Annotated in this window: 23 protein-coding genes; 10 read left to right on the top strand and 13 right to left on the bottom strand. The window is 69.1% G+C overall.

The annotated features are described in order from the left end of the window. The first annotated feature begins 2 nt into the window (after positions 1-2). The 3 genes from AWB92_RS15085 to AWB92_RS15075 all read left to right on the top strand — a co-directional run bounded on the left by AWB92_RS15085 (position 3) and on the right by AWB92_RS15075 (position 4,286). Entirely contained in the window at positions 3-482 is a 480-nt protein-coding gene (locus AWB92_RS15085) for a VOC family protein (RefSeq protein WP_085186671.1), read from the top strand. A gap of 73 nt (positions 483-555) precedes the next feature. Next, the gene (gene fadD11, locus AWB92_RS15080) at positions 556-2,382 is read left to right on the top strand and encodes a fatty acid--CoA ligase FadD11 (protein ID WP_085186669.1); all 1,827 of its coding nucleotides are present in this window, start codon (positions 556-558) and stop codon (positions 2,380-2,382) included. Positions 2,383-2,396: 14 nt separating this feature from the next. Then, positions 2,397-4,286, top strand: a complete 1,890-nt coding sequence (locus tag AWB92_RS15075) for a lysophospholipid acyltransferase (RefSeq protein ID WP_142282113.1) — start codon at positions 2,397-2,399, stop codon at positions 4,284-4,286. 49 nt (positions 4,287-4,335) lie between these two features. On the opposite strand, the gene AWB92_RS31080 is transcribed toward AWB92_RS15075, so the two are convergent. The 3 genes from AWB92_RS31080 to AWB92_RS15065 are packed head-to-tail and all read right to left on the bottom strand — an operon-like array spanning position 4,336 to position 6,189. After that, complete coding sequence (locus AWB92_RS31080; RefSeq protein ID WP_277622296.1) at positions 4,336-5,016, bottom strand: FAD-dependent monooxygenase; 681 nt, start codon at positions 5,014-5,016, stop codon at positions 4,336-4,338. Then, positions 4,910-5,785: an FAD-dependent oxidoreductase gene (locus AWB92_RS15070; RefSeq protein ID WP_277622295.1), complete on the bottom strand. Its 876-nt coding sequence runs from the start codon at positions 5,783-5,785 to the stop codon at positions 4,910-4,912. Before AWB92_RS15070 ends, AWB92_RS31080 begins: the two co-directional genes overlap by 107 nt. After that, positions 5,782-6,189: a hypothetical protein gene (locus tag AWB92_RS15065; RefSeq protein ID WP_085186665.1), complete on the bottom strand. Its 408-nt coding sequence runs from the start codon at positions 6,187-6,189 to the stop codon at positions 5,782-5,784. The genes AWB92_RS15070 and AWB92_RS15065 overlap by 4 nt, the downstream gene beginning before the upstream one ends. A 94-nt stretch (positions 6,190-6,283) precedes the next feature. On the opposite strand from AWB92_RS15065, the gene AWB92_RS15060 reads away from it, so the two are divergent. Genes AWB92_RS15060 through AWB92_RS15045 form a run of 4 tightly spaced genes read left to right on the top strand, consistent with a single transcriptional unit; the run spans position 6,284 to position 9,517 of the window. After that, complete coding sequence (locus AWB92_RS15060) at positions 6,284-6,841, top strand: TetR/AcrR family transcriptional regulator (RefSeq protein ID WP_085186663.1); 558 nt, start codon at positions 6,284-6,286, stop codon at positions 6,839-6,841. A gap of 27 nt (positions 6,842-6,868) precedes the next feature. Further along, a complete protein-coding gene (locus AWB92_RS15055) occupies positions 6,869-7,306 on the top strand; it encodes a nitroreductase family deazaflavin-dependent oxidoreductase (RefSeq protein WP_085186661.1) in 438 nt (145 codons plus the stop codon). Between the two features lie 23 nt (positions 7,307-7,329). Then, positions 7,330-8,610: a threonine ammonia-lyase gene (gene ilvA, locus AWB92_RS15050; RefSeq protein WP_068184425.1), complete on the top strand. Its 1,281-nt coding sequence runs from the start codon at positions 7,330-7,332 to the stop codon at positions 8,608-8,610. Between the two features lie 7 nt (positions 8,611-8,617). Next, entirely contained in the window at positions 8,618-9,517 is a 900-nt protein-coding gene (locus AWB92_RS15045) for a phosphatase PAP2 family protein (protein ID WP_085186660.1), read from the top strand. Here AWB92_RS15045 and AWB92_RS15040 read toward each other — a convergent pair. Further along, the gene (locus AWB92_RS15040) at positions 9,489-10,139 is read right to left on the bottom strand and encodes a pyridoxamine 5'-phosphate oxidase family protein (protein ID WP_085186659.1); all 651 of its coding nucleotides are present in this window, start codon (positions 10,137-10,139) and stop codon (positions 9,489-9,491) included. The two genes, AWB92_RS15045 and AWB92_RS15040, sit on opposite strands and share 29 nt — an antisense overlap. 40 nt (positions 10,140-10,179) lie before the next feature. Here AWB92_RS15040 and AWB92_RS15035 point away from each other — a divergent pair, with 40 nt between their 5' ends. Beyond that, positions 10,180-11,493: an aminotransferase class I/II-fold pyridoxal phosphate-dependent enzyme gene (locus tag AWB92_RS15035; protein ID WP_085186658.1), complete on the top strand. Its 1,314-nt coding sequence runs from the start codon at positions 10,180-10,182 to the stop codon at positions 11,491-11,493. On the opposite strand, the gene AWB92_RS15030 is transcribed toward AWB92_RS15035, so the two are convergent. From AWB92_RS15030 to AWB92_RS30055, 4 genes are all read right to left on the bottom strand, one after another. Continuing rightward, the gene (locus AWB92_RS15030; protein WP_173817426.1) at positions 11,471-12,076 is read right to left on the bottom strand and encodes a mismatch-specific DNA-glycosylase; all 606 of its coding nucleotides are present in this window, start codon (positions 12,074-12,076) and stop codon (positions 11,471-11,473) included. The two genes, AWB92_RS15035 and AWB92_RS15030, sit on opposite strands and share 23 nt — an antisense overlap. A 56-nt stretch (positions 12,077-12,132) precedes the next feature. Further along, the gene (locus AWB92_RS15025; RefSeq protein ID WP_142282108.1) at positions 12,133-12,666 is read right to left on the bottom strand and encodes a hypothetical protein; all 534 of its coding nucleotides are present in this window, start codon (positions 12,664-12,666) and stop codon (positions 12,133-12,135) included. Continuing rightward, positions 12,663-13,238, bottom strand: coding sequence for a hypothetical protein (locus tag AWB92_RS15020; protein WP_085186657.1), 576 nt, complete (start codon positions 13,236-13,238; stop codon positions 12,663-12,665). Before AWB92_RS15020 ends, AWB92_RS15025 begins: the two co-directional genes overlap by 4 nt. Before the next feature lie 87 nt (positions 13,239-13,325). Then, positions 13,326-13,481: a DUF6131 family protein gene (locus AWB92_RS30055; protein ID WP_173817425.1), complete on the bottom strand. Its 156-nt coding sequence runs from the start codon at positions 13,479-13,481 to the stop codon at positions 13,326-13,328. A gap of 103 nt (positions 13,482-13,584) precedes the next feature. Here AWB92_RS30055 and AWB92_RS15015 point away from each other — a divergent pair, with 103 nt between their 5' ends. After that, the gene (locus AWB92_RS15015; protein ID WP_068184442.1) at positions 13,585-14,235 is read left to right on the top strand and encodes a response regulator transcription factor; all 651 of its coding nucleotides are present in this window, start codon (positions 13,585-13,587) and stop codon (positions 14,233-14,235) included. On the opposite strand, the gene AWB92_RS15010 is transcribed toward AWB92_RS15015, so the two are convergent. Continuing rightward, positions 14,232-15,134 carry a class I SAM-dependent methyltransferase gene (locus AWB92_RS15010; RefSeq protein ID WP_085186655.1) on the bottom strand — a complete coding sequence of 301 codons (903 nt, stop codon included), beginning with the start codon at positions 15,132-15,134 and terminating at the stop codon, positions 14,232-14,234. The genes AWB92_RS15015 and AWB92_RS15010 overlap by 4 nt on opposite strands. A 118-nt stretch (positions 15,135-15,252) precedes the next feature. On the opposite strand from AWB92_RS15010, the gene AWB92_RS15005 reads away from it, so the two are divergent. Beyond that, the gene (locus AWB92_RS15005; RefSeq protein ID WP_085186654.1) at positions 15,253-16,491 is read left to right on the top strand and encodes a GNAT family N-acetyltransferase; all 1,239 of its coding nucleotides are present in this window, start codon (positions 15,253-15,255) and stop codon (positions 16,489-16,491) included. A gap of 58 nt (positions 16,492-16,549) precedes the next feature. On the opposite strand, the gene treZ is transcribed toward AWB92_RS15005, so the two are convergent. From treZ to AWB92_RS14985, 4 genes are all read right to left on the bottom strand, one after another. Continuing rightward, on the bottom strand, positions 16,550-18,283 hold the full coding sequence (treZ, locus tag AWB92_RS15000) for a malto-oligosyltrehalose trehalohydrolase (protein WP_085186652.1): 1,734 nt from the start codon (positions 18,281-18,283) through the stop codon (positions 16,550-16,552). Further along, a complete protein-coding gene (treY, locus tag AWB92_RS14995; RefSeq protein ID WP_085186650.1) occupies positions 18,276-20,576 on the bottom strand; it encodes a malto-oligosyltrehalose synthase in 2,301 nt (766 codons plus the stop codon). Before treY ends, treZ begins: the two co-directional genes overlap by 8 nt. A 3-nt stretch (positions 20,577-20,579) precedes the next feature. Further along, positions 20,580-22,736: a glycogen debranching protein GlgX gene (glgX, locus tag AWB92_RS14990; protein ID WP_142282107.1), complete on the bottom strand. Its 2,157-nt coding sequence runs from the start codon at positions 22,734-22,736 to the stop codon at positions 20,580-20,582. A 93-nt stretch (positions 22,737-22,829) separates the two neighbouring features. Continuing rightward, positions 22,830-24,986 (bottom strand): acyltransferase family protein, encoded by a 2,157-nt coding sequence (locus AWB92_RS14985; protein WP_085186649.1) that lies wholly within the window; start codon positions 24,984-24,986, stop codon positions 22,830-22,832. Positions 24,987-25,092: the final 106 nt, after the last annotated feature.

Below are 25,092 nucleotides of genomic sequence, written 5' to 3'. Positions count from 1 at the left end.
CAATGACCCCACCGCAGCCGATCGCCGTGCAGAACTTCTCGCACATCTGCATCGGCGTCTCCGACATCGAGGCCTCCGTGGCGTTCTACACCGAGGTGCTCGGCATGGATGTCGTGTTCGACGTCGAATTGGCAGGCGCCGGACTGGACTCGGTGACCGGCGGCGCGGCGCAGCAGGGCCGCATGGTCGGCGGCCTGATCGGCGCCGCGATGGTCGAGCTGCTGTCATTGGGCGCGGTGCCGGAGACCCCGAGCGGCCCGCACCTGGGCTATACCAACATGTCGTTCCGGGTCGACGATCTCGACGCCACCTACGACTCCGTCCGCCGCCACCATCCCGGCGTGCGCGCCGAGGCGCCCGTCGACATCGGTGGCGTGCGGATGTTCTTCATCTACGATCCCGACGGCACCCCGATCGAACTGCTCGAATTGCCCGGCGGCGCCTCGACCACGGTGCAGCTGTGGCGCCCCGATGCGGGGTGATGTGTTCCGCGCCACAACCCACGGACGTACGCTCACCAAGGGCTGTGCTGATCCGGCGGCAAGGAGAACGGAAATGACGACAACCGAACGTCCGGCAACGTTGTGCGAGGCGTTCCAGCGCACCGCGTCGATCGAGCCAGACGCCGTCGCGCTGCGGACTCCCGGCGGCACCCAGACGCTGACGTGGCGCGAGCTCGCGGAGCAGGTGCGCAAGGTCGCCGCCGGCCTGGCGGGCCTCGGGGTGGGTCGGGGCGACACGGTGTCACTGATGATGGCCAACCGGATCGAGTTCTACCCGCTGGAGATCGGCGCCCAACACGTTGGTGCCGTTTCGTTTTCGGTTTACAACACGCTGCCCGCCGAGCAGCTGACCTACCTGTTCGAGAACGCCGGCACCAAGGTCGCGATCTGCGAGGAGCAGTACGTCGACCGCATTCGCGCCAGCGGCGCGTCCATCGAGCACATCGTCTGCATCGACGGTTCGCCGCCGGGCACCATCTCGGTCGACGACCTCTATGCCGCCGCAAGCGACGGCTTCGACTTCGAATCCACCTGGCGGGCGGTCAAATCCGACGACGTGGTCACGCTCATCTACACGTCCGGGACCACCGGAAACCCCAAGGGCGTGGAGATGACCCACGCCAATCTGCTGTTCGAGGCGTTCGCCCTCGACTCCGTGCTGCCGGCCAAGTTCGGTGACCGGGTCACGTCGTTCCTGCCGACGGCGCACATCGCCGACCGGGTGCAGGGTCTCTACAGCCTGGAGGTGTTCGGCTCCCAGGTGACCACCGTCTCGGACGCGCGGGCCATCGCCGCCGCGCTGCCCGACGTGCGGCCCAACGTGTGGGGCGCGGTGCCCCGGGTGTGGGAAAAGCTCAAGGCCGCAATCGAATTCGCCGTGACTCATGAGACGGACGAGGTCAAGCGGCAGGCGCTGCAGTGGGCGATGTCGGTGGCCGCCCGGCGAGCCGCGGCCCTGGTGGCCGGCGAGGAGATGTCGGAGGAGCTGTCCGCCGAGTGGGCCAAGGCCGACGAACTGGTGTTGTCGAAGCTGCGGGAGCGACTCGGCTTCGGCGAACTGCGCTGGGCGGTCTCCGGTGCGGCGCCGATTCCCATCGAGACGCTGGCCTTCTTCCTCAGCATCGGCATCCCGATCGCCGAGGTCTGGGGCATGTCGGAGCTGAGTTGCGTGGCGACCGTGAGCCATCCGGGCGAAGCTCGCCTCGGCACCGTCGGCAAGTTGTTGCCCGGCCTGGAGGGCAAGATCGCCGACGACGGCGAGTTGCTGGTCCGCGGTCCGCTGGTGATGAAGGGCTACCGCAAGGAACCCGCCAAGACCGCCGAGGCGATCGACGAGGACGGCTGGCTGCACACCGGCGACATCTTCGAGGCCGACGCCGAGGGCTACCTGCGGGTGGTGGACCGCAAGAAGGAGCTGATCATCAACGCGGCCGGAAAGAACATGTCGCCGGCCAACATTGAGAACACCGTCCTGGCCGCCTGCCCGATGGTCGGCGTGATGATCACGATCGGGGACGGCCGCCCGTACAACGCCGCCCTGATGGTGTTCGACGCCGACTCGGTCGGCCCCTTCGCGGCCCAGCACGGGCTGGCGGATGCGTCTCCGTCCGCGTTGGCGAGCCACCCGGACGTCATCGCGCAGATCGCCGCGGGTGTGGCCGAGGGCAACGCGAAACTGTCTCGGGTCGAGCAGATCAAGCGCTTCCGGGTATTGCCCACCGTGTGGGAGCCGGGCGGGGACGAGATCACGCTCACGATGAAGCTCAAGCGCAAGCCGATCATGGCGAAGTACGCGGCCGAGATCGAGGAACTGTATTCTCCCGACCTTCATCCCGACGTTCACGAGCCTGCCGAAGCCGCGACGGTGCAGCCGGCGTGAGCGGGGGACCGGTGGTGTCGGCGCGCGAAATGGGTCGTACGGGGGTGCGAAAGCTGCTGCAGCGCACCGGGATTGTCGACGAGTCGACGACGCCGTTGCCGACCGATCCCGACGAGGTGGTCGAGCTGTTGGCGGCCCCGTGGTACAACGAGCGGCTGGCCAAGCTGGCCGAAGAGCTCGGGCGCGATCGCGACGACGTGCGCGCCGAGGCGGCCGGCTACCTGCGCGAGATGGCGCCGTCGCTGGACGAGCGGGCGGTCAGGGCCTGGCGCAGCTTCAGTTGCTGGCTGATGCGGGCCTACGACATCCTCGTCGACGAGGATCAGATCGCCCAGCTGCGCAAGCTGGACCGCAAAGCGACTCTGGCGTTTGCCTTTTCGCATCGCTCCTACCTGGACGGGCTGCTGCTGCCCGAGTCGATCCAGGCCAACCGACTCTCGCCCGCGCTCACCTTCGGCGGCGCGAACCTGAACTTCTTCCCGATGGGCGCCTGGGCCAAGCGCACGGGCACGATCTTCATCCGCCGTCAAACCAAGGACATTCCGGTGTACCGGTTCGTGTTGCGCGCCTACGCCGCACAGCTGGTGCAAAACCACGCCAACCTCACCTGGTCGATCGAAGGGGGCCGCACCCGGACCGGCAAGCTCCGCCCACCCGTGTACGGCATCCTGCGCTACATCAGCGATGCCGTCGACGAAATCGACGGCCCCGAGGTCTATTTGGTGCCGACCTCGATCGTCTACGACCAGTTGCACGAGGTGGAGGCGATGACCGCCGAAGCCTACGGTGCGGCGAAACGGCCGGAGGATTTCCGGTTCCTGGTCCGGCTGGCGCGACAGCAGGGCGAGCGGCTCGGGCGCGCCTACCTGGACTTCGGCGAACCGCTGCCGCTGCGCAAGCGCCTGGAGGAGTTGCGCGCTTTGGATACCTCGGCGTCCGGGACCGGGACGGAAATCGAGCGGATCGCCTTGGACGTCGAACACCGGATCAACCGCGCGACGCCCGTGACCCCCACCGCGGTGGTCAGCCTCGCGCTGCTGGGCGCGGACCGGTCGTTGTCCATCAGCGAGGTGCTGGCCACCGTGCGTCCGCTGGCGAGCTACATCGCGGCGCGGAACTGGACGGTGGCCGGTGCCGCCGACCTGACGAACCGCTCGACGATCCGCTGGACGCTGCACCAGCTCGTCGCCTCGGGCGTGGTGAGCGTCTACGACGCCGGCACGGAACCCGTCTGGGGCATCGGCGCCGACCAGCATCTGGTCGCGGCGTTCTACCGCAACACCGCTATCCACATCCTGGTCGATCGCGCCATCGCCGAGACGGCACTGCTCGCCGCGGTCGAAGACGCCGAGAATTCCGTGGACCGGCTGGTGTTACCGACGACCGTGCGCGACGAGGCGCTGCGCCTGCGCGAGCTGCTGAAGTTCGAGTTCTTGTTCTCCGCGCGGGCCCAGTTCGAGAAGGAACTGGCCGGCGAGGTGCGCCTGATCGGGCGGGTGGAGGACACCAGCAAGGCCGCCCCCGCGGCAGACGTGCGGGGGCTGCTGGAAAAGGCCGACCTGCTGCTGGCGCACCTGGTGCTGCGCCCGTTCCTGGACGCCTACCACATCGTCGCCGACCGGCTGGCCGCCTACGACGACGAATCTTTCGACGAGGACACGTTTCTCACCGAATGTCTCGAGGTGGGCAAGCAGTGGGAGCTGCAGCGCCGAATCGCCAACGCCGAGTCGCGGTCGATGGAGCTGTTCAAGACCGCGCTGCGGCTGGCGCGGCACCGCGAGCTGGTGGACGCGTTCGAGGACCCGCAACTCGCCCAGCGACGGCGCGAGTTCGCCGACGAGATCGCCACCGCCATCAGGCGCGTCAACACCATCGCGGAGCTGGCCCGGACGGCGGCGACCTAGCCACGGTGACTACGGGAGATCTAGCCCGGAAGGTCGCACCACAGGTGCCTTAGTAGGCAGGAGTGCCGGCCGCGCTCGCCTGCCGAACAGGTGCCTCGGCCGACGGCCCCGCCCAGGCGATGTACCCGTCGGGTCGCACCAGCACGCCCGGACCCTGGTCGGCCCGCTCGGCCTGCAGTGTGCCGGGTGCCTCGACCGGCGCGGCACCGTGTTCGCGCACCAAGACAAATCCGCCTGTGCGTAGCAACTCGGTCAACCGTCCCTCCACCAGGGGGATCTGGGTGGCGCGCGTGCCGACCAGCCCGCGCCGGCCGTAACGCAACGTCGTGCCCGCAAAACTGCCCGCCACCAGGTCTCGCACCGCAGGGATCCGAAGCAGACTGGGAGCCAACAGGTTACGCAGCAACCGGGCCGGCCGCGGATGCAGCGTGGCGGCGCGGGCCATCAATCCGGACTGGAACAGCACGCGTTGGCCGATCGGGTGCCGCTCGTCGTGGTAGGAGTCCAGCAATCGGTCGTCGGCGCCACCGAGCACGGCATCCAACTTCCAGGCCAGGTTGGCGGCGTCCTGGATGCCGGTGTTCATGCCCTGCCCGCCCATCGGGGAGTGCACGTGCGCGGCGTCACCGGCCAGGAACACTCGGCCGTGCCGGTACTGCTCGACTTGTCTTTCGTCGCAATGGAATCGGGACTTCCAGCTGATATCGATCACACCGAAATCGGTGCGCATGGCCCGGGGTAAGGATATCGATGATCTCGCCGTCGTCGACGGGTTCACGGTCGGGCACCTGGTGGTCGCGGTCCCACACCATGGCCCGATACCACGAGCCGTCTGCTTCGTGGCGGTCGTAGGGCGCCAGGAAGCCCAGGACGTCCCCGGTGGCTCCCACCGTCAACCCGCCGTCGGAAGGTCCGTCGGCGAGCTTGACATCGGCTAGCACGATCGACATCAGCACCGTCTTGCCGGGAAAATCGGCGCCCAGCAACGCTCGAACAGTGCTGTGGGCGCCGTCGGCGCCGATCACATACCGCGACCGCCAAGTCTGCTGATGCGCGGGATCGCGGTCGTCCTTCGGCCGGGCGGTGACGGTGACGCCATCGGCGTCCTGACCGAGCGCGATCACCTCGATGCCGCGGCGGATGTCGGCGCCCTCGCCCGCCGCGTAGCGGTGCAGCGCCGCGTCGACGTTGGTCTGCGGGGTCACCAACACGAACGGGTACGGAGAGTCGAGGTGGGTCAGGTCGATGCGGGCCCCGGCGAACAGTTTCACGCCCGGCGCGCGGTGCCCGAGCGCCAACAGGTCGTCGGCCAGCCCCCGGGCGTCGAGGACTTCGAGGGTGCGGGCCATGGTGGCGAACGCGCGACTCGACGGGTTTTCGGTGGGCCAGCGCTCCAGCACTGCGACGGATCGCCCGGCGCGGGCCAGGTCGCCGGCGGCGGTCAGGCCCGTTGGGCCCGCGCCAACCACCAGGACGTCGACGGTGTGCACGGTGCTCATCGGGCCGCTCCCTCCGGCTCGGGGAACCAGCGGCGAATGTCGCCGGGCGTGGACACCGCCGCGCGGTTGAAGACGAAGCGACAACCGGGCTGTGTCGCATGCGCGGCGTTGACGATCGACTCGAACAGCAGGGTGTTGCCGGGGACGAGCCGAATCCCGGCTCCGACCAGCACCGCGTCGTAGGGCTTGGCCTCCAGCCATTGGCGGGCCTTGTCGGCGCCCGCCGTGCCGGAGTCGATCAGGCAATTGTCCACGTCATAGCCGGCGGCGCGCAGGCCCGCGACGTTGTCGTCGTTGGCCGCCCGCAGCGACTCCCTGGACAGCCCCGGGAACTGGGCGAAATCTGGTGATGAGCAGTCGATCACCTCGGGATCGAGTCCGATCTGGATGACGGTGACGGTCATGGCGGGGCCTCCTCGATGAGTTCAACAGTTGTTGAACTCGACGGTAGGCCCCTGGTGCTGGCCGTGTCAACAGTTGTTGAATACAATTTCGCCCATGCCTGCCAAGACTCGCGACGGGGAGGCCACCCGCGCGACGATCCAGCGCGTCGCGCGCGGCCAGTTCTCCGCCCACGGCTTCGAGCGGACCACCATCCGCTCGATCGCGTCGGAGGCCGGCGTCGATCCCGCCCTGGTCATGCATTACTTCGGCAGCAAGGCGGACCTGTTCGCCGCCGTTTCCCGGCTCGAAGTCACCTTTCCCGATCTCTCGGGCGTCGCGCCCGAGCGGCTGGCGGATGTCCTGGTGCCGCTGTTCGTCAGGGTGTGGGACCCGCACGGGTCTTTCCTGCCGCTGCTGCGCGCGGCCGCGACCAACCGGGCCGCCGCCGACGCGCTGCTCGAGGTGTTCGTCGAGCAGGTGGCTCCGGCGCTGGCGGTCGTCACGCCCGACCGCGCCGCCGAGCGCGCCGCGCTGGTGGGCTCCCAGGTGCTGGGAATCGCCATGGCCCGCAACGTCGTTGGGGTGCCGGCGCTGGTGGATATGGACGACGCGACGCTGACCGAATGGGTGCGCCCGGTGCTCGCGCGCTATCTCACGGGCCCGGCGCCCTAGCCGGGAACGCCGCCTAGAGTTGGTGACATGCCACTTTCAGGTGAATACGCACCCAGCCCGCTCGATTGGTCCCGCGAACAAGCCGACAAATACGCCGAATCCGGCGGGACCGAAGGCACCGAGCTCAAGGGCAAGCCCGTCATCCTGCTGACCACCGTCGGGGCCAAGACCGGCAAGATCCGCAAGACCCCGCTGATGCGCGTCGAGCACAACGGCGAGTACGCGGTCGTCGCCTCGCTCGGCGGGGCCCCGAAGCACCCCGTCTGGTACCACAACATCAAGAAGAACCCGCGCGTGGAGCTGCAGGACGGCACCGTCACCCGCGACTACGACGCCCGCGAGGTGTTCGGCGACGAGAAGGCCACCTGGTGGGAGCGTGCCGTGCAGGCGTGGCCGGACTACGCCGAGTACCAGAAGAAGACCGACCGCCAGATCCCGGTGTTCGTGCTGAGCCCAGTCGGCTGAACGCGGCATGGGACCATTGATCGGTGTCCGCTGAACTGAGCCAGACCCCGCGTGAGTCGCCGCTGTGCGCGGCAGACATCGATGCGGCGGCCCAGCGGATCGCCCCCGTGGTCACGCCCACCCCGCTGCAGCTGAGCGATCGGCTGTCGGCGATCACGGGCGCGCAGGTCTTCCTCAAGCGCGAAGACCTGCAGGTGGTGCGCTCCTACAAGCTGCGCGGCGCGTACAACCTGCTGGTGCAGCTCTCCGAGGAGGAGCTGGCCGCGGGCGTCGTGTGCTCGTCGGCGGGCAACCACGCGCAGGGCTTCGCCTACGCCTGCCGCGCGCTCGGCGTGCACGGCCGCGTCTACGTGCCGGCCAAGACTCCCAAGCAAAAGCGCGATCGGATCCGCTACCACGGCGGGGACTTCATCGAGCTGATCGTGGGCGGGTCGACCTACGACCTCGCGGCCGAGGCGGCGCTCGACGACGTCCAACGCACCGGCGCCACGCTGGTGCCGCCCTACGACGACCCGCGCACCATGGCCGGGCAGGGCACCATTGCGCTGGAGCTGCTCGACCAACTCGAGGCGGAGCCCGACCTCGTGGTCGTCCCGGTGGGCGGCGGCGGCTGCATCTCCGGCATCACCACCTACCTGGCCGAACGGACGACGAACACCGCGGTGCTCGGCGTCGAGCCCGCCGGCGCCGCAGCCATGATGGCGGCGCTGGCCGCCGGCGAGCCGGTGACGCTCGACCACGTCGACCAGTTCGTCGACGGCGCCGCCGTGAAACGGGCCGGGACGCTGACCTACGCGGCGCTGGCCGCCGCCGGCGACATGGTGTCGATCACCACGGTCGACGAGGGGGCGGTGTGCACCGCGATGCTGGACCTGTATCAGAACGAGGGCATCATCGCCGAACCGGCGGGCGCGCTGGCGGTCGCCGGGCTGCTGGAGGCGAACGTCGAGCCCGGGTCCACGGTGGTGTGCCTCATCTCGGGCGGCAACAACGACGTGTCGCGCTACGGCGAGGTGCTGGAGCGCTCGCTGGTGCACCTCGGTCTCAAGCACTACTTCCTGGTGGACTTCCCGCAGGAGCCGGGCGCCCTGCGCCGGTTCCTCGACGAGGTGCTCGGGCCCAACGACGACATCACCCTGTTCGAGTACGTGAAGCGCAACAACCGGGAAACCGGTGAGGCGCTGGTCGGGATCGAGCTGGGCTCGGCCGCGGGCCTGGACGGGCTGATGGCGCGGATGCGGGCGACGGAAATCCACGTCGAGGCTCTCGAGCCCGGTTCGCCGGCCTACCGCTACCTCCTATAGCCGAAACATGGGTCAACACGGCTTCGGGCCGGTCAGCGCCGGCACCGTGGTGTCGCTCGCACTGCTGGCCGCGGTCGCGATCTGGATCGCTCGGCACGAGCGCCTGGCATGCCGCGTCTGGGCGCGGGTGCGCGAGGGTGCCGGGCTTGCCCGAGCGGTGGCATGGGCACACGAGCGCGCCGCGGCGTGGCCGCTACTCCGCCGGTTGCCCCCGTACGAGGTCGCCGGCGCCGCGCTGCTGGTGGGGTCGGCCGCGGTCGTGGGGTTGGCGGCCGCCTTCACCGCCGTGCTCGAGGACGTGCTCGAGGGTGACGGCATCGCGGGCGTGGACCAGCCGGTGGCCGGGTGGCTCGCAACGCACCGTGACCCGTGGTTGACGACGACGCTCCGGGTGGCCACCGAGGCGGGCGGCCCCGTTGCGCTGGCCGCACTCGCGGGCCTGGCCTGCGCCGCCGTCGTCTGGCGGTACAGGTCGTGGTTGCCGGTGGTGCTCGCCTTGGTCGGGGTCGGCGGGATCGCGCTGGTGATCGTCGTCGCCAAAGCCCTGGTGGTCCGCGACCGTCCACACGTGTCGCTGGCCGTGCTCGCCGAGGACGGATTTTCCTTCCCGTCTGGACACGCGGCCGGCGCCGCGGCGATGGCGCTGCTGTCCGCTTGGATGCTGACCCGCTGGGTGATCTCCTCCTGGACTGGGCACGTGATCGTGTGGAGCGTGGCCATCGGGCTGGCCGTCGTGATCGGGTTCTCGCGTGCGTATCTGGGGGTGCACTACCTCAGCGATGTGCTGGCCGGCTTGCTGCTGGGCACGACCTGGGCCGCCGTGGTCATGCTGGTCGGATCGTGGTGGGACGGCGCCCGCCGGGCGCCTCGCGCCGGGGCTAGAGAAGGTACGACGGCAGCGGCGTAGCGGGTTCCAGGTCGTCGGCCGGCACCGGGGTTCCGGCCGTCAGGCTCAGCGGCACCACGCCGGCCCAGTGCGGCAACACACTGTCCTCCGGATCGTCGACCGGGCCGCCGGCTCGCACCTTGGCCGAGACCTCGGCCAGGTCCAGCGCGAGCACCCCGGTCGCGGCGAGTTCGCGCGCGTTGGGATTGCGGCAGTCGTCCGCGCGGCCGGGCCGGATGTGGTCGAGCAGGCCGCGCAGCGCGCGCAGCTTCTCCGCGGGATCGTCGACCACCCGAGCGGCGCCCAGCACGACCACCGAGCGGAAGTTCACCGAATGGTGCATGGCCGATCGGGCCAGCACCAGCCCGTCGACGAGCGTGACGGTGACGCAGACCGGCAGGCCATCTGGTGCCGCCTTGGCGGCCAGCAGCGGGCCGCTGCCGGTGGAACCGTGCAGGTAGAGGGTCTCGCCGAGGCGGGCGTGCGTCGTCGGCAATACCACCGGCCCACCGGCGCCCTGGTAGCCGAGGTGACAGATCAAGGCCTCGTCCAGGATCGCGTGGACGGTGGGCCGGTCGTAGCGCGCGCGTTCGCGGTAGCGGGTGGGCGTGGTTCGGGCCGTCGGGCGGTATGCGGTGTCCACTGGATTGCCTTTGATTTCGTACTAGTACATAATTACCATCGTGCCAGTACAATATACGGGGACGGGTGCGGAATCCATAGCCGCCAACGTCGAGGAGGCCATCTCCCACGGCGCGCTGGCGCCCGGGGACGCGCTGCCGCCGATCCGCGACCTGGCGGGCCGACTCGGCGTGAACCCCAACACCGTGGCCGCGGCCTACCGCCTGCTGCGCGATCGCGGCGCCATCGAGACCGCGGGGCGCCGCGGCACCCGGGTGCGGCACCGCCCCGCGACGACGCCCCGTTCGCTGCTGGGGCTCGACATCCCGGTCGGCATGCGGGACCTGTCGAGCGGGAACCCCGATCCGGCGCTGCTGCCGATCGCCTCCGCGCTCGCCCCGCGCCCCAGGCCCCTGGTCTACGGTGAGCCGGCGATGTCGCCCGCCTTGGTCGATCACGCCCGCGCGGCGTTCGCCGCGGACGGCGTCCCGGCCGATCACCTGGCGGTGACGAGCGGCGCGCTGGACGGCATCGAGCGCGCGTTGACCGCGCACCTGCGCCTGGGTGACCGGGTGGCCGTGGAGGACCCGGGATGGGCCAACCTGTTGGATCTGCTTGCCGCCCTGGGTCTTTCGGCGGAGCCGGTGCGGGTCGACGACGACGGCCCGCTGGTCGCCGACCTGTCCCGGGCGCTCGGGCGCGGGGTGCGGGCGGTGGTCGTCACCACCCGCGCGCACAACCCGACCGGTGCGGCGCTGTCCGCGGCCCGCGCAGACGCGCTGCGCGGACTGCTGGCCGCGCGCGCCGACGAGGTGCTGCTCATCGAGGACGACCACTGCGCGGGCATCGCCGGGGCGCCCCTGCACACGCTGGCCGGATCGACCGGCCACTGGGCGTTCGTGCGATCGGCGTCCAAGGCCTACGGTCCGGACCTGCGCGTCGCCGTCCTGGCCGGGGATCACCGCACCGTCGAGCGCGTGCACGGCCGCCTGCGTCTCGGCCCGGGCTGGGTGAGCCACCTGTTGCAGGATCTCGCCGTCGGCCTGTGGTCCGATGACGCGGCAGCGCGCCTCGTCGGCGAGGCCGAGAAGCAGTACGCCGCCAACCGGACGCAACTTCGCACCGCGCTGGCCGAGCGCGGCGTCGTCGCCCACGGGCGCTCCGGGCTCAACGTCTGGGTCCCGGTGCCCGACGAGACGGTGGCGATCACCCGGCTGCTCGGCGCGGGTTGGGCCGCGGCGCCGGGGGCGCGGTTCCGGATTCGCACCGCACCCGGGATCCGGGTCACCGTCGCCGACTTGGGCGCGCGCGAGATCGAGCCGCTGGCCGACGCAATCGCCGAGGCGGTGCTGGCTACCGGCCGTCCGAGCGTGTAGGGATGCCGGCGGCGCGGGCGACCTCGCCGTAGGCGGCCGCGAGGTTCGGCAGCGACGCATGGGCGTTGCGCCCGCTCGGGTTGGGAAGGACCCACAGCGCGGTTCCGGGGTAAGGCGACACTTGGATGCCGGTCCTCGCCAGGCGGTCGCCGAAGGCGTCGCGGTAGGCGGTGACCCCCAGGACGGCGACCACCCGGGGAGAGTACTGTCGGACGGTTTTGTCCAGCCGGTTCCTGCCCTCGATGAACTCGGCGACGGTGAGCTCGTCCGCGCTCGCGGTCGCCCGCTCGACCAGGCTGGTGATGCCGATTCCGAGGTCCAACAAATACTTCCGGTCGGCGGGTGTAAACCCGGCCGAGGCGTCGATCAGATGATCGGTAACGCCGGCGCGGAACAGCGCCGGCCAGAACCGATTGCCCCGGGGAGCGAAATGGGCTTGCACGGCAACGCTTCTCAGGCCCGGGTTGATCCCGACGAACAGCAGCCGGACCCGGTCGGATATCAAGTCCGGCAGGGTCTCACCGGCGAACCGCTTCAGCTGCTCACGGGTGAATGGGGCCTTGTCGGGCGGGGCGTCATCCACAACGCAGTATTGCAGCCCCTGCGCCGACAGGTCACATTGCAGTGCGCACCGCCCGCTCAGACCGCGAGCAACCGCTCAAAGAATTCTCGGTAGTGCATCAGCGCCACCCGCAAGTCTTCGGTGGAAGCTTCCTCGCCGCGAGCCCACTGTTCTTCGAGCCTGGAGCGGGCATGCGCGAAGCCACTGGTGAGCTGGTCGACCAGATCCGAGACGAGCACGTCGGCCTTCTGCACGCAGTCCCTGGGATCGTCGACGAACGCCGCCTGCACGCCCGCCCACCGCGCCCGCAGGTCCGCGAGTTCGTCATCGGCGAAGAGGCTTTCCTCCGCTGAGGACTCACGCTGCGCCTCGGATGTGTGGGCAACGCCCGCGGCGGTTTCGCCGCCGCGTCCCGCCTCGGCGCCGACATTCGGGGATCCGCCCGACATCCCCGATGGCGTGCCGGTCGACGGTTGCGACGGTTGCGTCGAAGCCGTCGGCGGGTCGTTCGACACCGGCGACGCCGAGCCCTGGCTCGCCGATGGTGTTGGAACACCAGCGGGTTCGTCGAACGTCCGAGTCGTCTCGGTGGGGTGCTCGTGCGTGGTCATGCGCTTCTCTCCCTTGATGTGTCGTTGTCTGCTGTCTCCCCGAGCAACTTCTCAAACAGCGCCCGGTAGTGGACGAAGGCCTCCCGCTGCTGCTCGGTGCTCACATCACCGCGCTGCTGCGCGAGGTGAATGCCATGCGCGGCGCGGTAGTCGTCGACGATTTGCGGGTGGTCGACCGAAATGTCGGCCGCCCGCTGATCGAAATCATCGATCGGGTAACCCCGTTCGCACATGACCTCCGTTACCAGACGATCGGCGACGCCGACTGCCGTCGCCGGATCGTCGACGAACGTGGTCTGCACCTGCTGCCAGCGGACGTTGAAATCCGATCGGGCCGCCGGCTTCAGGGGAACGATGTTGAGTTTCTCTCGCTTTCGTTCCCGGGCGAGCAGCTCCTTCTCGGCAGCCTGTTTGTCTCCGGCCTGCGACACCAGGCGCTCGTATTCTGAGCCATAGTGCTGCCTGAGTCGCTGCGATTTCCGACGTCTGTTCCCCACGATCGCCGCGACAACCACCACGGCGACCACGACGACGACACAGGCAGCGATCAAAATCCATTGCCAGATGGGCATTTCGCGCTCCTCTCGTACTCATGTCGAATAACCCGGGCGCCGCCGGGGCAAACGCGATTCCGCGGCGGACCCTGCCCGTAGGTTTCGCTAAAAGTAGTGCCGGCGGCCGGCGACGGCGTGTCCGGTATGACCGACGATCGCCAGGATGGCGCCGATGACCAGCAGGATGATTCCGATGGTCCACAGGATGGAAATCTTGAGCAGGAACCCCGCGACGAGCAGGACGATGCCGAGAATGATCATGACGAAACCTCTCTTTATGAAGGCTGTTTCCCCCGACGCTGAGTCCAGTCGACCACCCCTAAGGGCGGTAGCAATACACCCCTAGGTAGGTAATGTTCGGGGCGTGCCCATCACGGTTGCGCTCGTCGACGACTACGACGTCGTCGTCAAGGGCGTGGCCAACATGCTCGAGCCCTACCGCGACCGCGTCGTGATCGCGGAGCTCGACTCCACCATGCCCGTCGAGGACACCGTCGACATCGTCCTGTACGACTCGTTTGCCCAGCCGGAATCCGACCACGAGGAGATCGCCGTCCTGGTGGCCAATCCCCGGGCACACCGAGTTGTGGTCTACACCTGGAACTTTCATCCAGATCTCGTCGAGAGCGCGCGGCGACAGGGCGCGCACGGGTACCTGTCCAAGACGCTGCCCGCGCGCGAGCTGGTCGCCGCGCTGGAGGCCGTGCATTCCGGCGAGGAGGTGATCAGCGACGTGGCCTTGCGCGCCCGCAGCGCACCCGGCCTGGACTGGCCCGGCCGCGGCGAGGGGCTCAGCGACCGGGAGGCGGAGATTCTGGCGCTGATCACCCAGGGAAAGAGCAATGCCGACGTCGCGCGGTTGACCTACCTGAGCCCCAACACCGTGAAGTCCTACATTCGCACGATCTACCGCAAGCTAGGCGTCGCCAGCCGCACCCAGGCGGTGCTGTGGGGCGTCGACCACGGGTTCACGCCGGATCATCACCGCATCGAGCATTGGCGCGGCGGGCCCTAGGCCAGGGTCGCCGTCAGGTAGCCCGAATTGCGGCCGAAGGGGCTCAGCTCGTCGTTGGGCAACTCGAACCCGTTGGCGGCGTAGCACTGTTCGGTGGTGCGGATGTCCACCCGCCAACCGTGCCCGGCGAGGTATTCCGCGGCGGTGTTGCGCTCGCCGGTGTAGAACAACTCGGCCAGGTTGATGTTGGAGCCGATGCGGCGCGACCGCTCGGTCAGCCGTTGCGCCCAGTCCGAGGGGACGTTGCGCATGTCCAGGTGCTCGGTCGCGATCCGGCTGCCCGGCGCCGAGAGCGCGGCGACGTTGTCGAACAGGCGGTCCTGGGCGTCGGGCGGCAGGTAGGGGAGCAGGCCCTCGGCGCTCCACGCCGTCGGCCGCGCGGTGTCCAGCCCGGCCGCCACCAGCGCCGCCGGCCAGTCGTCGCGCAGGTCAATGGCGACGGTGCGGCGCTGCGCGGCCGGTTCGGCGCCCAGGCCCGCCAGGGTGCGCGTCTTGAAGTCGATGACCGCGGGTTGGTCGATCTCGTAGACCACCGTGTCGGCCGGCCAGTTCAGCCGGTAGGCCCGGGTGTCCAGGCCGGACGCCAGGATGACGGCCTGCCTGATGCCCGAGCCGGTCGCCTGGGTGAAGAAGTCGTCGAAGAAGCGGGTGCGCACGGCGATCTGCTCTTTCATGGTCCGGCGGCTCAGCACCGGATCGTCCTCCGCGGGCCCGATCTCGCCGTCGATCAGCTTGACGAAGGTGTCGATGCCGACCGCCCGCACCAGCGGGTCCGCCCACGGGTCGTCGAGCAGCGGATCCGGGCCCTGGGACGCCATGGCGCGCGATGCGGCGACGGCCGTCGCGGTCGCGCCGACGCTGGACGCCAGATCCCAGGAGTCGTTTTCGGTACGGGTCATCCGCCAACCTCTTTCCACGCAGTCGTTACTTAGGCCATTTAAGGGATACTTCCCCACTGTACCCGCGCTGTGGACTGGGCCACGTTTCCGAGGGCAAGGCATGGGTACCGATACAGCGGTGAACACCTCGAACGACGACATCAGGATAAGATTCGCGACCGACGACGAATTGCCGGCGGTCTACGCCAATCAGGCTCAGGCGTACGGAGTTTCGGTCGACCCGGCCGACGTCGAGGCGTGGCGGCGCCGGGTCCGGTGTGACGACATCCTGGTCGCCGAGGACGTCTCCGATCCGCAGCGGCCACTGCTGGTGGGGACGTCGCTGTACTACAGGTTGCGGCTCACGGTGCCCGGCGGCGCCAGCCTCGAGGCCGCGTGGTTGGCCATGATCGCGGTGGCGGCGACGCATCAGGGCAGGGGCATCTGGCAGCAGATCAGCATCCAGGGCTTCGGCATACTGCAGGAGCGTGGCTATCCCATCCTCTGCGGGGTTCCCACCCAGCCAACGGTTTACGAGATATTGGGTGCTGGAGTGGCCAGCCACGCACGGACGTACAACATCGAGCCACGCTTCACCGAGTTGCGGACCAAACCGGTTGAAAATCGGGCGCGGGTGGTCGACGCGTCCGGGGTGGGGGAGCACCTGGCCGCGGTCTACGACCGGTGGTGTGCCGGCACGCCCGGGGCGCTGAGCCGCGACGCTGCCTGGTGGGCCGACTTTTTGGAGGACCGGCCCACGCAGCGGGACAACGGATCGACCCTCAATTTCGTGGTTCATCCGGACGGCTTCCTGACGTACCGGGTGATCGGAGCCTCGCCGCACGCGTATCGCCGCCCTTTCGGCACCCTCGTCGTCCAAGACTTCTGCGCCGTCACCGATGAAGCGCACGACGAGCTGCTCGGGACGCTGGTGAGCCTGAAGATGTTCGACGACATCATCATCGAGGTGCCGGTCGACGATCCGCTGCCACTCAAGCTGAAGGACCAGCTTGCCGCCCAAACGACGCGGGTGAGCGACTTCCTGTGGATGCGGATCATGAACGTGCCCGACGCGCTCGGCGCCCGCACCTACTGGGCCGACGCCGATGTGGTCCTGGAAGTCACGGATCCGCTGGCGGTGGCCGGAGGGCGATTCCGGCTCCAGACCCGCGACGGCGTCGGGACGTGCACGCCGCACGACGGGCCGGCCGACGTGAAACTCGGACTGGGCGACCTGGCATCGATTTACATGGGCGCTCATCGCCCCTGGGAACTGCACCGGGCGAGCCGCATCACCGAACTGCGCGACGGTGCGCTGGGCGACCTGGATGCCGCCTTCAACACCCGGCGGGTGCCTTACTGCGGCACGCTGTTTTGAGTCGGCGAGCAGTCGCAAAAGCCCCCATTACATGCCAGTTTTTTTTGGGGGGGGGCTTTTATGTCTGCTCGCGCACCGAGAGGATGGCGAACGAATGCGCGGGCAGCTTCGCACTGTCGGCGTCGACCTTCGGCTCGCCCCAGGCGAGCACGAGCTCGCCGGTCACCGGCACGGTCACCGGCTCGGCGCCCAGGTTGCAGGCGATGCGTAATCCGCCGCGGTGCAGCGTGATCCAGCGCTCGGCCTCGTCGTATTCGACGACCAGGTGCTCCAGCCACGGGTCGGCCATGTCGGCGTCGTCGCGCCGCAGCGCGATCAGGCCCCGATAGGTGCCGAGCAGGCGGGCGTGCTCACCGGCTCCGACCTCCCCCCAATCCAGCTTGGAGCGTCGAAATGTCTCAGTGTCCTGCGGATCGGGGATGTCGTCGGCGTTCCAGCCGTGTTCGGCGAACTCGGCCTTGCGTCCCTCGGCCGTGGCCCGCGCCAGCTCCGGTTCGGGATGCGAGCTGAAGAATTGGAACGGTGTCGACGCCCCCCATTCCTCACCCATGAAAAGCATTGCGGTGTAGGGCGATCCGAGGACCAGCGCGGCCTTGACCGCCAGCTGGCCGGGGCTCAGGTTCTGCGAGGGGCGATCGCCGAGCGCCCGGTTGCCGACCTGATCATGCGTACAGGTGTAGGTGACCAGCCGGGTGGCCGGGATGGTCGCGGTGTCCAGCGGTCGCCCGTGGCGGCGGCGCCGGAACGACGAGTAAGTGCCGGCGTGGAAGTAGCCGCGCCGCAACGTCTCCGCCAGGGTGGCGAGCGAACCGAAATCGGCGTAGTAGCCCTGCCGCTCGCCGGACACGGCGGTGTGGATGGCGTGATGGATGTCGTCGGCCCACTGCGCGGTCAGCCCGTAGCCGTTCCGATCGCGCGAGGTGATCAACCGCGGGTCGTTGAGGTCGCTTTCGGCGACGAGCGACAACGGGCGGCCCAGTTGGCTTGACAGCAAGTCGGTTTCGGCCGCGAGTTCCTCGAGGATATGGATGGCCGTGGTGTCCACCAGCGCGTGCACGGCGTCGAGCCGCAGGCCGTCGGCGTGGAAATCGCGCATCCAGCGCAGCGCGCAGCCGATGATGTAGCGGCGCACCTCGTCGGAGTCCGCGTCGGCGATGTTGATGCCCTCGCCCCACGGGTTGCTCGCCGACGACAGGTAGGGGCCGAAGCGCGGCAGGTAGTTCCCCGACGGGCCGAGATGGTTGAACACCGCGTCGATCAGCACCCCCAGCCCGCGCGCGTGGCAGGCGTCGACGAACCGGACCAGGCCGTCGGGTCCGCCGTAGGGTTCGTGCACGCTGTACCACAGCACCCCGTCGTACCCCCAGCCGTGGGTGCCGGCGAAGGAGTTGACCGGCATCAGCTCGACGAAGTCGACCCCGAGATCAACCAAGTAGCCCAGCTTTTCGATGGCCGAATCGAAGGTGCCGCCGGCGGTGAACGTGCCGACGTGCATCTCGTAGATCACCGCCCCTTCGACCGACCGGCCGGCCCAGCCGTCGTCGGTCCAGGCGGCGTCGGCGGCGTCCCACAGCCGCGAGCGGGCGTGCACCCCGTCGGGCTGGCGGGGCGAGCGGGGGTCGGGCAGCACCGTGGGGTCGTCGTCGAGCAGGTACCCGTATCGCGCCCCCGGCGACGCATCGACGTCCGCGTGCCACCAGCCGTCGTCGGACCGTGTCATCGGGTGCACGGCTCCGTTGACGTCGAGGCGCACCCGCGCGGGTTTGGGCGCCCAGACCCGGAATTCAGTCATGCCGGCGTTCCAACAGGACGACGGGCAGGTCCGAGAACAACTGGGCGGCCGACGTCGCCCCGCTGGCCACGGCGCCGGACAGGGCGTCGGTCCAGGTGCCCTCGGGCAGCGGCACCACGGTGTTGCCCCAGCCCATTTCGGCCAGCCGGACGGTCCAGCGGGTCACCGCGACCAGAACGTCGTCGCCGCGGCGAAACGCCACCACGTGTTCGGCGGCATCGCCTTCGGCGAGCACCGGCCGATGGACCCCCCGCAGGAACGTCTCCGGGCGGCCACGGCGGACCCGAAGCGCCGTGGCGACGACGCGAATCTTCGGATGCTGCAGGTCTTTCAGGGCGGCGCGGCGGGCGGCATAGTCGACGGCGCGCCGGTTGTCGGGGTCGACCAGGCTGTCGTCCCACAGCTCGCTGCCCTGGTAGACGTCCGGTGTCCCGGGCACGGTGAGCGCGAGCAGCTTCTGGCCGAGCGCGTCGCTTGCGGCGTGCGGATTGAGTTGGGCCACAAGCTCGGTCAGCTGACCGGCCACCGGGCCGTCGAGGATAGTGTCCAGCCAGCGGTGCACCGCATCCTCGAAGGCGGTGTCCGGGTCGTTCCACGAGGTGTGCCAGGCCGCCTCCCGGATGGCCTTCTCGGCGTAGGCGTGCAGCCGGGCGCGCAGTTCCCCGGTCACCTGGCCGCTGACCGACCACACCCCGAAGATGTTCTGCCACAGGAACTGTCCGGTCGCGGGATCGGGCGAGGGCGCCTGGACCTCCCAGCGGGCCAGGAACTCGGTCCACAGCGACGGCACCTGCGACAGCACGCCGATGCGGGCCCGCACGTCCTCGCCGCGCTTGGTGTCATGGGTGGTCAGCGTCGTCATCGTGTGCGGCCACAACCGGGCTCGGTCGGCGGCGCTCTGGTGAAACTCCGCCAGGCCGACGCCGAAGCGGTGCGGTTCGCCGCCCACCTCGTTGAGCGAGACCAGCCGGGCGTCGCGGTAGAACAGGCAGTCCTCGACGGCCTTGGCGGTCACCGCACCGCAGAGCTGCTGCAGCCGGGTCGCGGGCTCGCCGCCCTCGGCCAGCGCCGCCGCCAGCACCTGCAGCGCAGGCCCCAATTGCGGTGATTGGGCCTGGGTTTCGGCCAACGCCGTGGGCAGCAGCGCGGCCAGGCCGGGGTAGTCGCTGCGGTAGACGCCGATGTGGGTGAGCAGCGCGGCGATCGCGTCGGGCAGCAGCGGATGATCGGTGCCCGCCGTCGCCGCGACCGCCCGTCGCAGCCGCGCCAGCTCGCTGCCCAGGGTCTGGGTGGCGGCGCGAACCTTCAGCTCGGCGAGCAGCGCCGGCATGGCCTCGTAATCCACACCCGCCGAGTCGACGAGCGCGGTGAGCGCCTCCTCACCTGCCGGGTCGACGAAGACGCCGCCCACCTGCCGGAGCACGTCGTAGCCGGTGGTGCCGGCGACCGGCAGCGTCGGCTCCAGGGCCTCGTCGACGGCGAGGATCTTCTCGATGACGATCCACGCGTCGGGCCCGAGCAGCTCGCGCAGTCGGGCCAAATACCCGCAGGGATCGGACAATCCGTCCGGGTGGTCGATGCGCACGCCGTCGACGAGCCCCTCCTCGAACCAGCGGGCGACCTCGGCGTGGCTGGCGTCGAACACCTCGCGGTCCTCTTGCCGCAGCCCGGCCAGCGAGGTGATCGAGAAGAAGCGCCGGTAGCCGGTGACCCCGTTGCGCCAGCCCACCAACCGGTAGTGCTGGCGGTCGTGAACCTGCGGGCCGCTGCCCTCCGCGGTGCCCGGGGCGATGGGCAGCGCCAGATCGCCGAGCCGCAGCCGGTCGCCGTCGACCTTCAGGTCGGCCGCGTCGTCGTCGGAACCCAGTATCGGCAGCACAATTCGGCCGTCGTCGTCGAGGTCCCAGTCGATGTCGAAGAACGCCGCGTACTGCGAGCCCCGGCCGTGCCGCAGCACGTCCCACCACCACGCGTTCTGCTCGGGGTCGTCGATGCCGACGTGGTTGGGCACGATGTCGACGATCAGGCCCATGCCGCGCGACCGGGCCGCCGCGGACAGCCGGGCCAGGCCGTCGGCGCCGCCCAGCTCCGGTGCGACCGTGGTGGGATCGGTGACGTCGTAGCCGTGGTTCGACCCCCGGGCGGCGGTCAGCACCGGGGAGAGGTAGAGATGGGTCACGCCGAGTTCGTCGAGGTAATCCAGCAGGTTCTCGGCGTCGGCGAAGGTGAACCCGAACCCGCTGGACTCACCACGCAACTGCAGCCGGTAGGTGGACAGGACGGGAAAAGCCATGCGTCACAAGGTCTTACGAAGGATCAGCAGCGAACGTGAGGGCAGCGAGACCTTCTCCTCGGCGTTGACCACCTGGTCCGCCTCACCGGCGGGATGATTGGTGTCCAGTTCCACGGTCCACTCCTGGGCGTAGTCCTCGGGCGGCATCACGAACTCGATCGGGTCTTCGCCGGCGTTGAAGCACAACAGGAACGAGTCGTCGACCACCCGCTCGCCGCGGGCATTCGGTGCGGTGATGGCCTCGCCGTTGAGGAACACCGCGACGCACTTGTGAATGCTCTCGCCCCAGTCCTCGTGCGTCATCTCGCGACTGCTCGGATTCAGCCAGGCGATGTCGCGCACCTCGTCGCCGCTTCGGATCGGTTCGCCCTCGAAGAACCGGCGCCGGCGAAACACCGGATGGTTCTTGCGCAGGGTGGTCACCTTGCGCGCGAAGGCCAGCAGGTCGGCGTTCTTTTCGACCAATGACCAGTCCATCCAGGACAATTCGGAGTCCTGGCAGTAGACGTTGTTGTTGCCGTCCTGGGTGCGCCCGATCTCGTCGCCGTGCGCGATCATCGGGGTGCCCTGGCTGACCAGCAGCGTCGCCCAGAAGTTGCGCATCTGGCGGCCGCGCAGCTCCACGATGTCGGGGTCGTCGGTGGGGCCCTCGACACCGCAGTTCCACGACCGGTTGTGGCTTTCGCCGTCGCGGTTGTCCTCGCCGTTGGCCATGTTGTGCTTCTCGTTGTAGGACACCAGGTCGTTCAGCGTGAACCCGTCGTGCGCTGTGACGAAGTTGATGCTGGCGCTGGGGCGCCGGCCGGTCGCCTCATAGAGGTCCGACGACCCGGTCAGCCGGGAGGCGAACTCGCCCAGGGTCGCGGGCTCCCCCCGCCAGTAGTCGCGCACAGTATCGCGATACTTCCCGTTCCACTCGGTCCACAAACCCGGGAAGTTTCCGACCTGGTAGCCGCCCTCGCCGATGTCCCACGGCTCGGCGATCAATTTGACCTGGCTGATGACGGGATCCTGCTGCACCAGGTCGAAAAACGCGCTCAGCCGGTCGACGTCGTGCAGCTCGCGGGCCAGCGTGGCGGCCAGGTCGAAGCGGAACCCGTCGACGTGCATCTCGAGCACCCAGTAGCGCAGCGAGTCCATGATCAGCTGCAGCACGTGCGGGTGTCGGGGGTTCAGGCTGTTTCCGGTGCCCGTGTAATCCTTGTACAACCGCAGGTCCGTGTCGACGAGCCGGTAGTAGGCCGCGTTGTCGATGCCGCGGAAGTTGATCGTGGGGCCGAGGTGATTGCCCTCGGCGGTGTGGTTGTACACCACGTCGAGGATGACCTCGATGCCGGCCTCGTGGAAGCTGCGCACCATGGATTTGAACTCGGCGACGCTGGCGGTGCGGTTGGCCGCGTATTGGTTGTGCGGGGCGAAAAAGCCAAAGGTGTTGTAGCCCCAGTAGTTTCGCAGCCCCAGGTCCAGAAGTCGCGAGTCGTGCATGAACTGATGAACGGGCATCAGCTCGATCGCGGTGATGTTGAGCGACTTGAGGTGGTCGATGACCACCGGGTGGGCCAGCCCGGCGTAGGTGCCCCGAAGCTGCTCGGGGATGCCGGGATGGGTCTGCGTCATGCCCTTGACATGGGCCTCGTAGATGACGGTCTCGTGGTACGGGGTGAGCGGGGCCCGGTCGGAGCCCCAGTCGAAGAACGGGTTGCTCACCACGCTGGTCATGGTGTGGCCGAGCGAATCCACCATGGGCGGAGTACCGGGATCGAGCCCGTCGGCGTTCGGGCCGTCGGGGTCGACGGCCTTGAGGTCGTAGGAGAACAGCGCCTGCCCGAATTGGAAATCGCCGTGAAAGGCCTTGCCGTACGGGTCCAACAGCAGCTTGCTGGGGTCACACCGGTGCCCGGCCGTCGGGTCGAAGGGCCCGTACACCCGAAAGCCATAGCGCTGGCCCGGGACGATGTTCGGCAGATAGGCGTGCCAGACGAACCCGTCGACCTCGTCCAGCGGGATGCGCGACTCGCTGCCGTCGCCGTCGATCAGGCACAGCTCGACCTTGTCGGCGATCTCGGAGAACAGCGAAAAGTTCGTGCCCGCCCCGTCATAGGAGGCGCCGAGCGGGTAAGGATTTCCCGGCCAAACGGTGGCCAGTCGGGGCTGGGCCATGCCGGCATCATGTGCGACGGCGGCGCCTTCGTCCGAGCCTGGTTTGTTCGTAGGCATCATCTGACCTTATCCGCGCCCGGGCGCGGCGGCCTGTCACCACCAACCGGTGCCGGCCCCGATCTGGCGGCCCAGCTCGTTGGTCATCGTCCGCACGTAGGTGGGTGACAGGTGGTGCGCGCCGTGGTAGATCAGCACGTTTCCCTCGACGGGGCGGCAGACGTCGGCGCGGCAGATCGCGTCCGACATGTCGAGGACCTTCAGCAACGGGAATTGTGTGACGAAGTCGAGCGTCTGGTTGCGATCGCCCAGCACGTCGGAGCGCTTGACCGCGCACGAATCGGGGCTGCCGCCCTTCTTGGCCAGGCAGTCCGCGGGGTCGAACGGCTTGCCGTTCTTGACCAGCCACGGGGTGTCCCGCATGCCGAGGATCGGAATGTTGTTGTCCGACAACGTTTGCCAGATGCCGATGTAGGTCGCCGGCATCACGTCGCCGGCCTTGATGTTCCACGGGCGGGTCGTCGTGGTGAACACGTAGTCGGGACGGTCGGTGACCAGCTTGGTCATCGTCCGCTGGACCCACTCCCGACACTGCATGTACGGGGCGTTGTTGCCCATGATCAGCGGGACTTCCTCGGTGGACAACGGGCAGCCCATCTTCAGGTAGGTGACCACCTTGAAGTGGTGCAGCTGGCCCAGCAGGTCCAGCGCGGGCAGCCAGTGCTCCGCGTGCGACCCGCCGGCCAGGGCGATGCTGCGGGTGGCCTCGACGTCGCCGTAGGTGCAGTTGACCAGCGCGGGGTTGACGAAGTCGCTGATGCAGCCGTCCCGGGTCGAGATCGGCAGGTCTTCCTTGACCTCCAGCACGCTGGGCCGCATCGGCAGCGCCGGGACCCGCGCGTGCTCGGTGAGGGCGCGCGCGCCCGGGTAGTCCTGCGGGTTGAGGACGCTGAGCTCCTTGCCCGCGGCGCGCAACACCGTGACGTGCTGACGCCAGGTGAACGACGTCGCGGTGAGCGTGACGGCGAGCAGCACCACCATCGATCCCAGCGCCATCGTCGGCCTGCGTAGGCGCAGCGACCAGGGGACCGGGGGGATCCTCGGCTCGGGCGGCGGGGACGCGCTGGATGTCCGGTAACGCAGCGGGTCCTCGACGAGGCGGGTGGTCAGGTAGGCCAGCGCCCCGGACACCAGCAGCACCGCCGCACCGTCGACGAGGCTGGCGTGCCGGTGGCCGCTGTAGGACAGCCAGAAGATGAGGAGCGGCCAGTGCCACAGGTACAGCGAGTAGGCCATCGCACCCAGCGCCACCAGCGGTCCCGCCGCCAGGATCCGGTTGGGCAGCGGCATCCGGTTATGGGCGCCGGCCGGTAGGTTCGCCCCGGCCAGGATCATCAGCATGGTGGCCCCGACCGGCACCAGCGCCCAGGGGCCGGGGAATTCCTTGACGCCGTCGATGAGGGCGCCGCACGACACGATCGCCGCCAGCGCGGCCGTGGCGAGGGCGGTGCGCAGCCACATCGGCCAGCGGACGTAGGGCACCACGGCGCCGACGAGCGCGCCCAGCAGCAATTCCCAGGCCCGCGCGAAGCTGTTGTAGTAGGCCAGCGCCTGGTTGTCCTGATGGGCGACGGCGGCGTAGACGAACGAGGCCACCGTCAGCGCGCCGAGCAGCAGCAGGAACCCCGTCCGTAGGTGCGGGCCGAGCGGGCGGCGCAGCAGAAATGCGCAGCCGGCGACCAGCAGCAGGAAGGCGATGTAGAACTGGCCCTGCACCGACATCGACCAGATGTGCTGCAGCGGGGTGACGGCCTCACCCGCGCGCAGGTAGTCCGCCGCCGAGTTGGCCAGCTCCCAGTTCTGGTAATAGCCGAGGCTGGCCAGGCTCTGGTCGGCGAACGTCTCCCAGCGGGTTTCGGGTTGCACCAGGACGGTCAGCAGCCCGCAGCCGGCCAGGACCACCACCAGGGCGGGCAGCAGGCGGCGGATCAGCCGGGTCACCTCGGAAACCGGCGACAGCGGGACATCGGGGTTGAGCGCGGCGCGCAGGATCTTCCCGCCGAAGAAGAACCCGGACAACGCCAGAAAAACGTCCACGCCGCCGGAGACCCGCCCGAACCAGACGTGGAACACGGCGACGAGCGCGATCGCGATGCCGCGCAGCCCGTCGAGGTCGTAGCGGTAGAACCCGACCGCACGCGCCGGCACCGGTGCGGCGGCAACCGGTGGACGAGGCGGCGACAGGGTCTGCATGGTCAACCGCCAACTTAACCGAAAACCGCCACCCGCTCCTGGCGGCCGGCCTTCCGGCGAGCCTGTTCAGGGGAGCAAGTGGCGGGTGTTCGGCGGCGCGAAACGG

This window comes from Mycobacterium sp. IEC1808, from assembly GCF_002101935.1.
GTDB lineage: Bacteria > Actinomycetota > Actinomycetes > Mycobacteriales > Mycobacteriaceae > Mycobacterium.
The sequence above is the reverse complement of the archived record's forward strand: the minus strand, read 5'-3'. Positions and strand labels throughout refer to the sequence as shown.

Excerpts from the sequence above, each read along its gene's own strand:
- AWB92_RS15045 (WP_085186660.1), top strand. The coding sequence starts at position 8,618 with ATGGGTCAACACGGCTTCGGGCCGGTCAGCGCCGGCACCGTGGTGTCG.
- AWB92_RS15065 (WP_085186665.1), bottom strand. The coding sequence starts at position 6,189 with ATGACCGTCACCGTCATCCAGATCGGACTCGATCCCGAGGTGATCGAC.
- treZ (WP_085186652.1), bottom strand. The coding sequence starts at position 18,283 with ATGACTGAATTCCGGGTCTGGGCGCCCAAACCCGCGCGGGTGCGCCTC.
- AWB92_RS15025 (WP_142282108.1), bottom strand. The coding sequence starts at position 12,666 with ATGACCACGCACGAGCACCCCACCGAGACGACTCGGACGTTCGACGAA.
- AWB92_RS15055 (WP_085186661.1), top strand. The coding sequence starts at position 6,869 with ATGCCACTTTCAGGTGAATACGCACCCAGCCCGCTCGATTGGTCCCGC.
- fadD11 (WP_085186669.1), top strand. The coding sequence starts at position 556 with ATGACGACAACCGAACGTCCGGCAACGTTGTGCGAGGCGTTCCAGCGC.
- glgX (WP_142282107.1), bottom strand. The coding sequence starts at position 22,736 with ATGGCCCAGCCCCGACTGGCCACCGTTTGGCCGGGAAATCCTTACCCG.
- AWB92_RS31080 (WP_277622296.1), bottom strand. The coding sequence starts at position 5,016 with ATGCGCACCGATTTCGGTGTGATCGATATCAGCTGGAAGTCCCGATTC.
- treY (WP_085186650.1), bottom strand. The coding sequence starts at position 20,576 with ATGGCTTTTCCCGTCCTGTCCACCTACCGGCTGCAGTTGCGTGGTGAG.
- AWB92_RS15020 (WP_085186657.1), bottom strand. The coding sequence starts at position 13,238 with ATGCCCATCTGGCAATGGATTTTGATCGCTGCCTGTGTCGTCGTCGTG.
- AWB92_RS30055 (WP_173817425.1), bottom strand. The coding sequence starts at position 13,481 with ATGATCATTCTCGGCATCGTCCTGCTCGTCGCGGGGTTCCTGCTCAAG.
- AWB92_RS15010 (WP_085186655.1), bottom strand. The coding sequence starts at position 15,134 with ATGACCCGTACCGAAAACGACTCCTGGGATCTGGCGTCCAGCGTCGGC.
- AWB92_RS15070 (WP_277622295.1), bottom strand. The coding sequence starts at position 5,785 with ATGAGCACCGTGCACACCGTCGACGTCCTGGTGGTTGGCGCGGGCCCA.
- AWB92_RS14985 (WP_085186649.1), bottom strand. The coding sequence starts at position 24,986 with ATGCAGACCCTGTCGCCGCCTCGTCCACCGGTTGCCGCCGCACCGGTG.
- AWB92_RS15085 (WP_085186671.1), top strand. The coding sequence starts at position 3 with ATGACCCCACCGCAGCCGATCGCCGTGCAGAACTTCTCGCACATCTGC.
- AWB92_RS15060 (WP_085186663.1), top strand. The coding sequence starts at position 6,284 with ATGCCTGCCAAGACTCGCGACGGGGAGGCCACCCGCGCGACGATCCAG.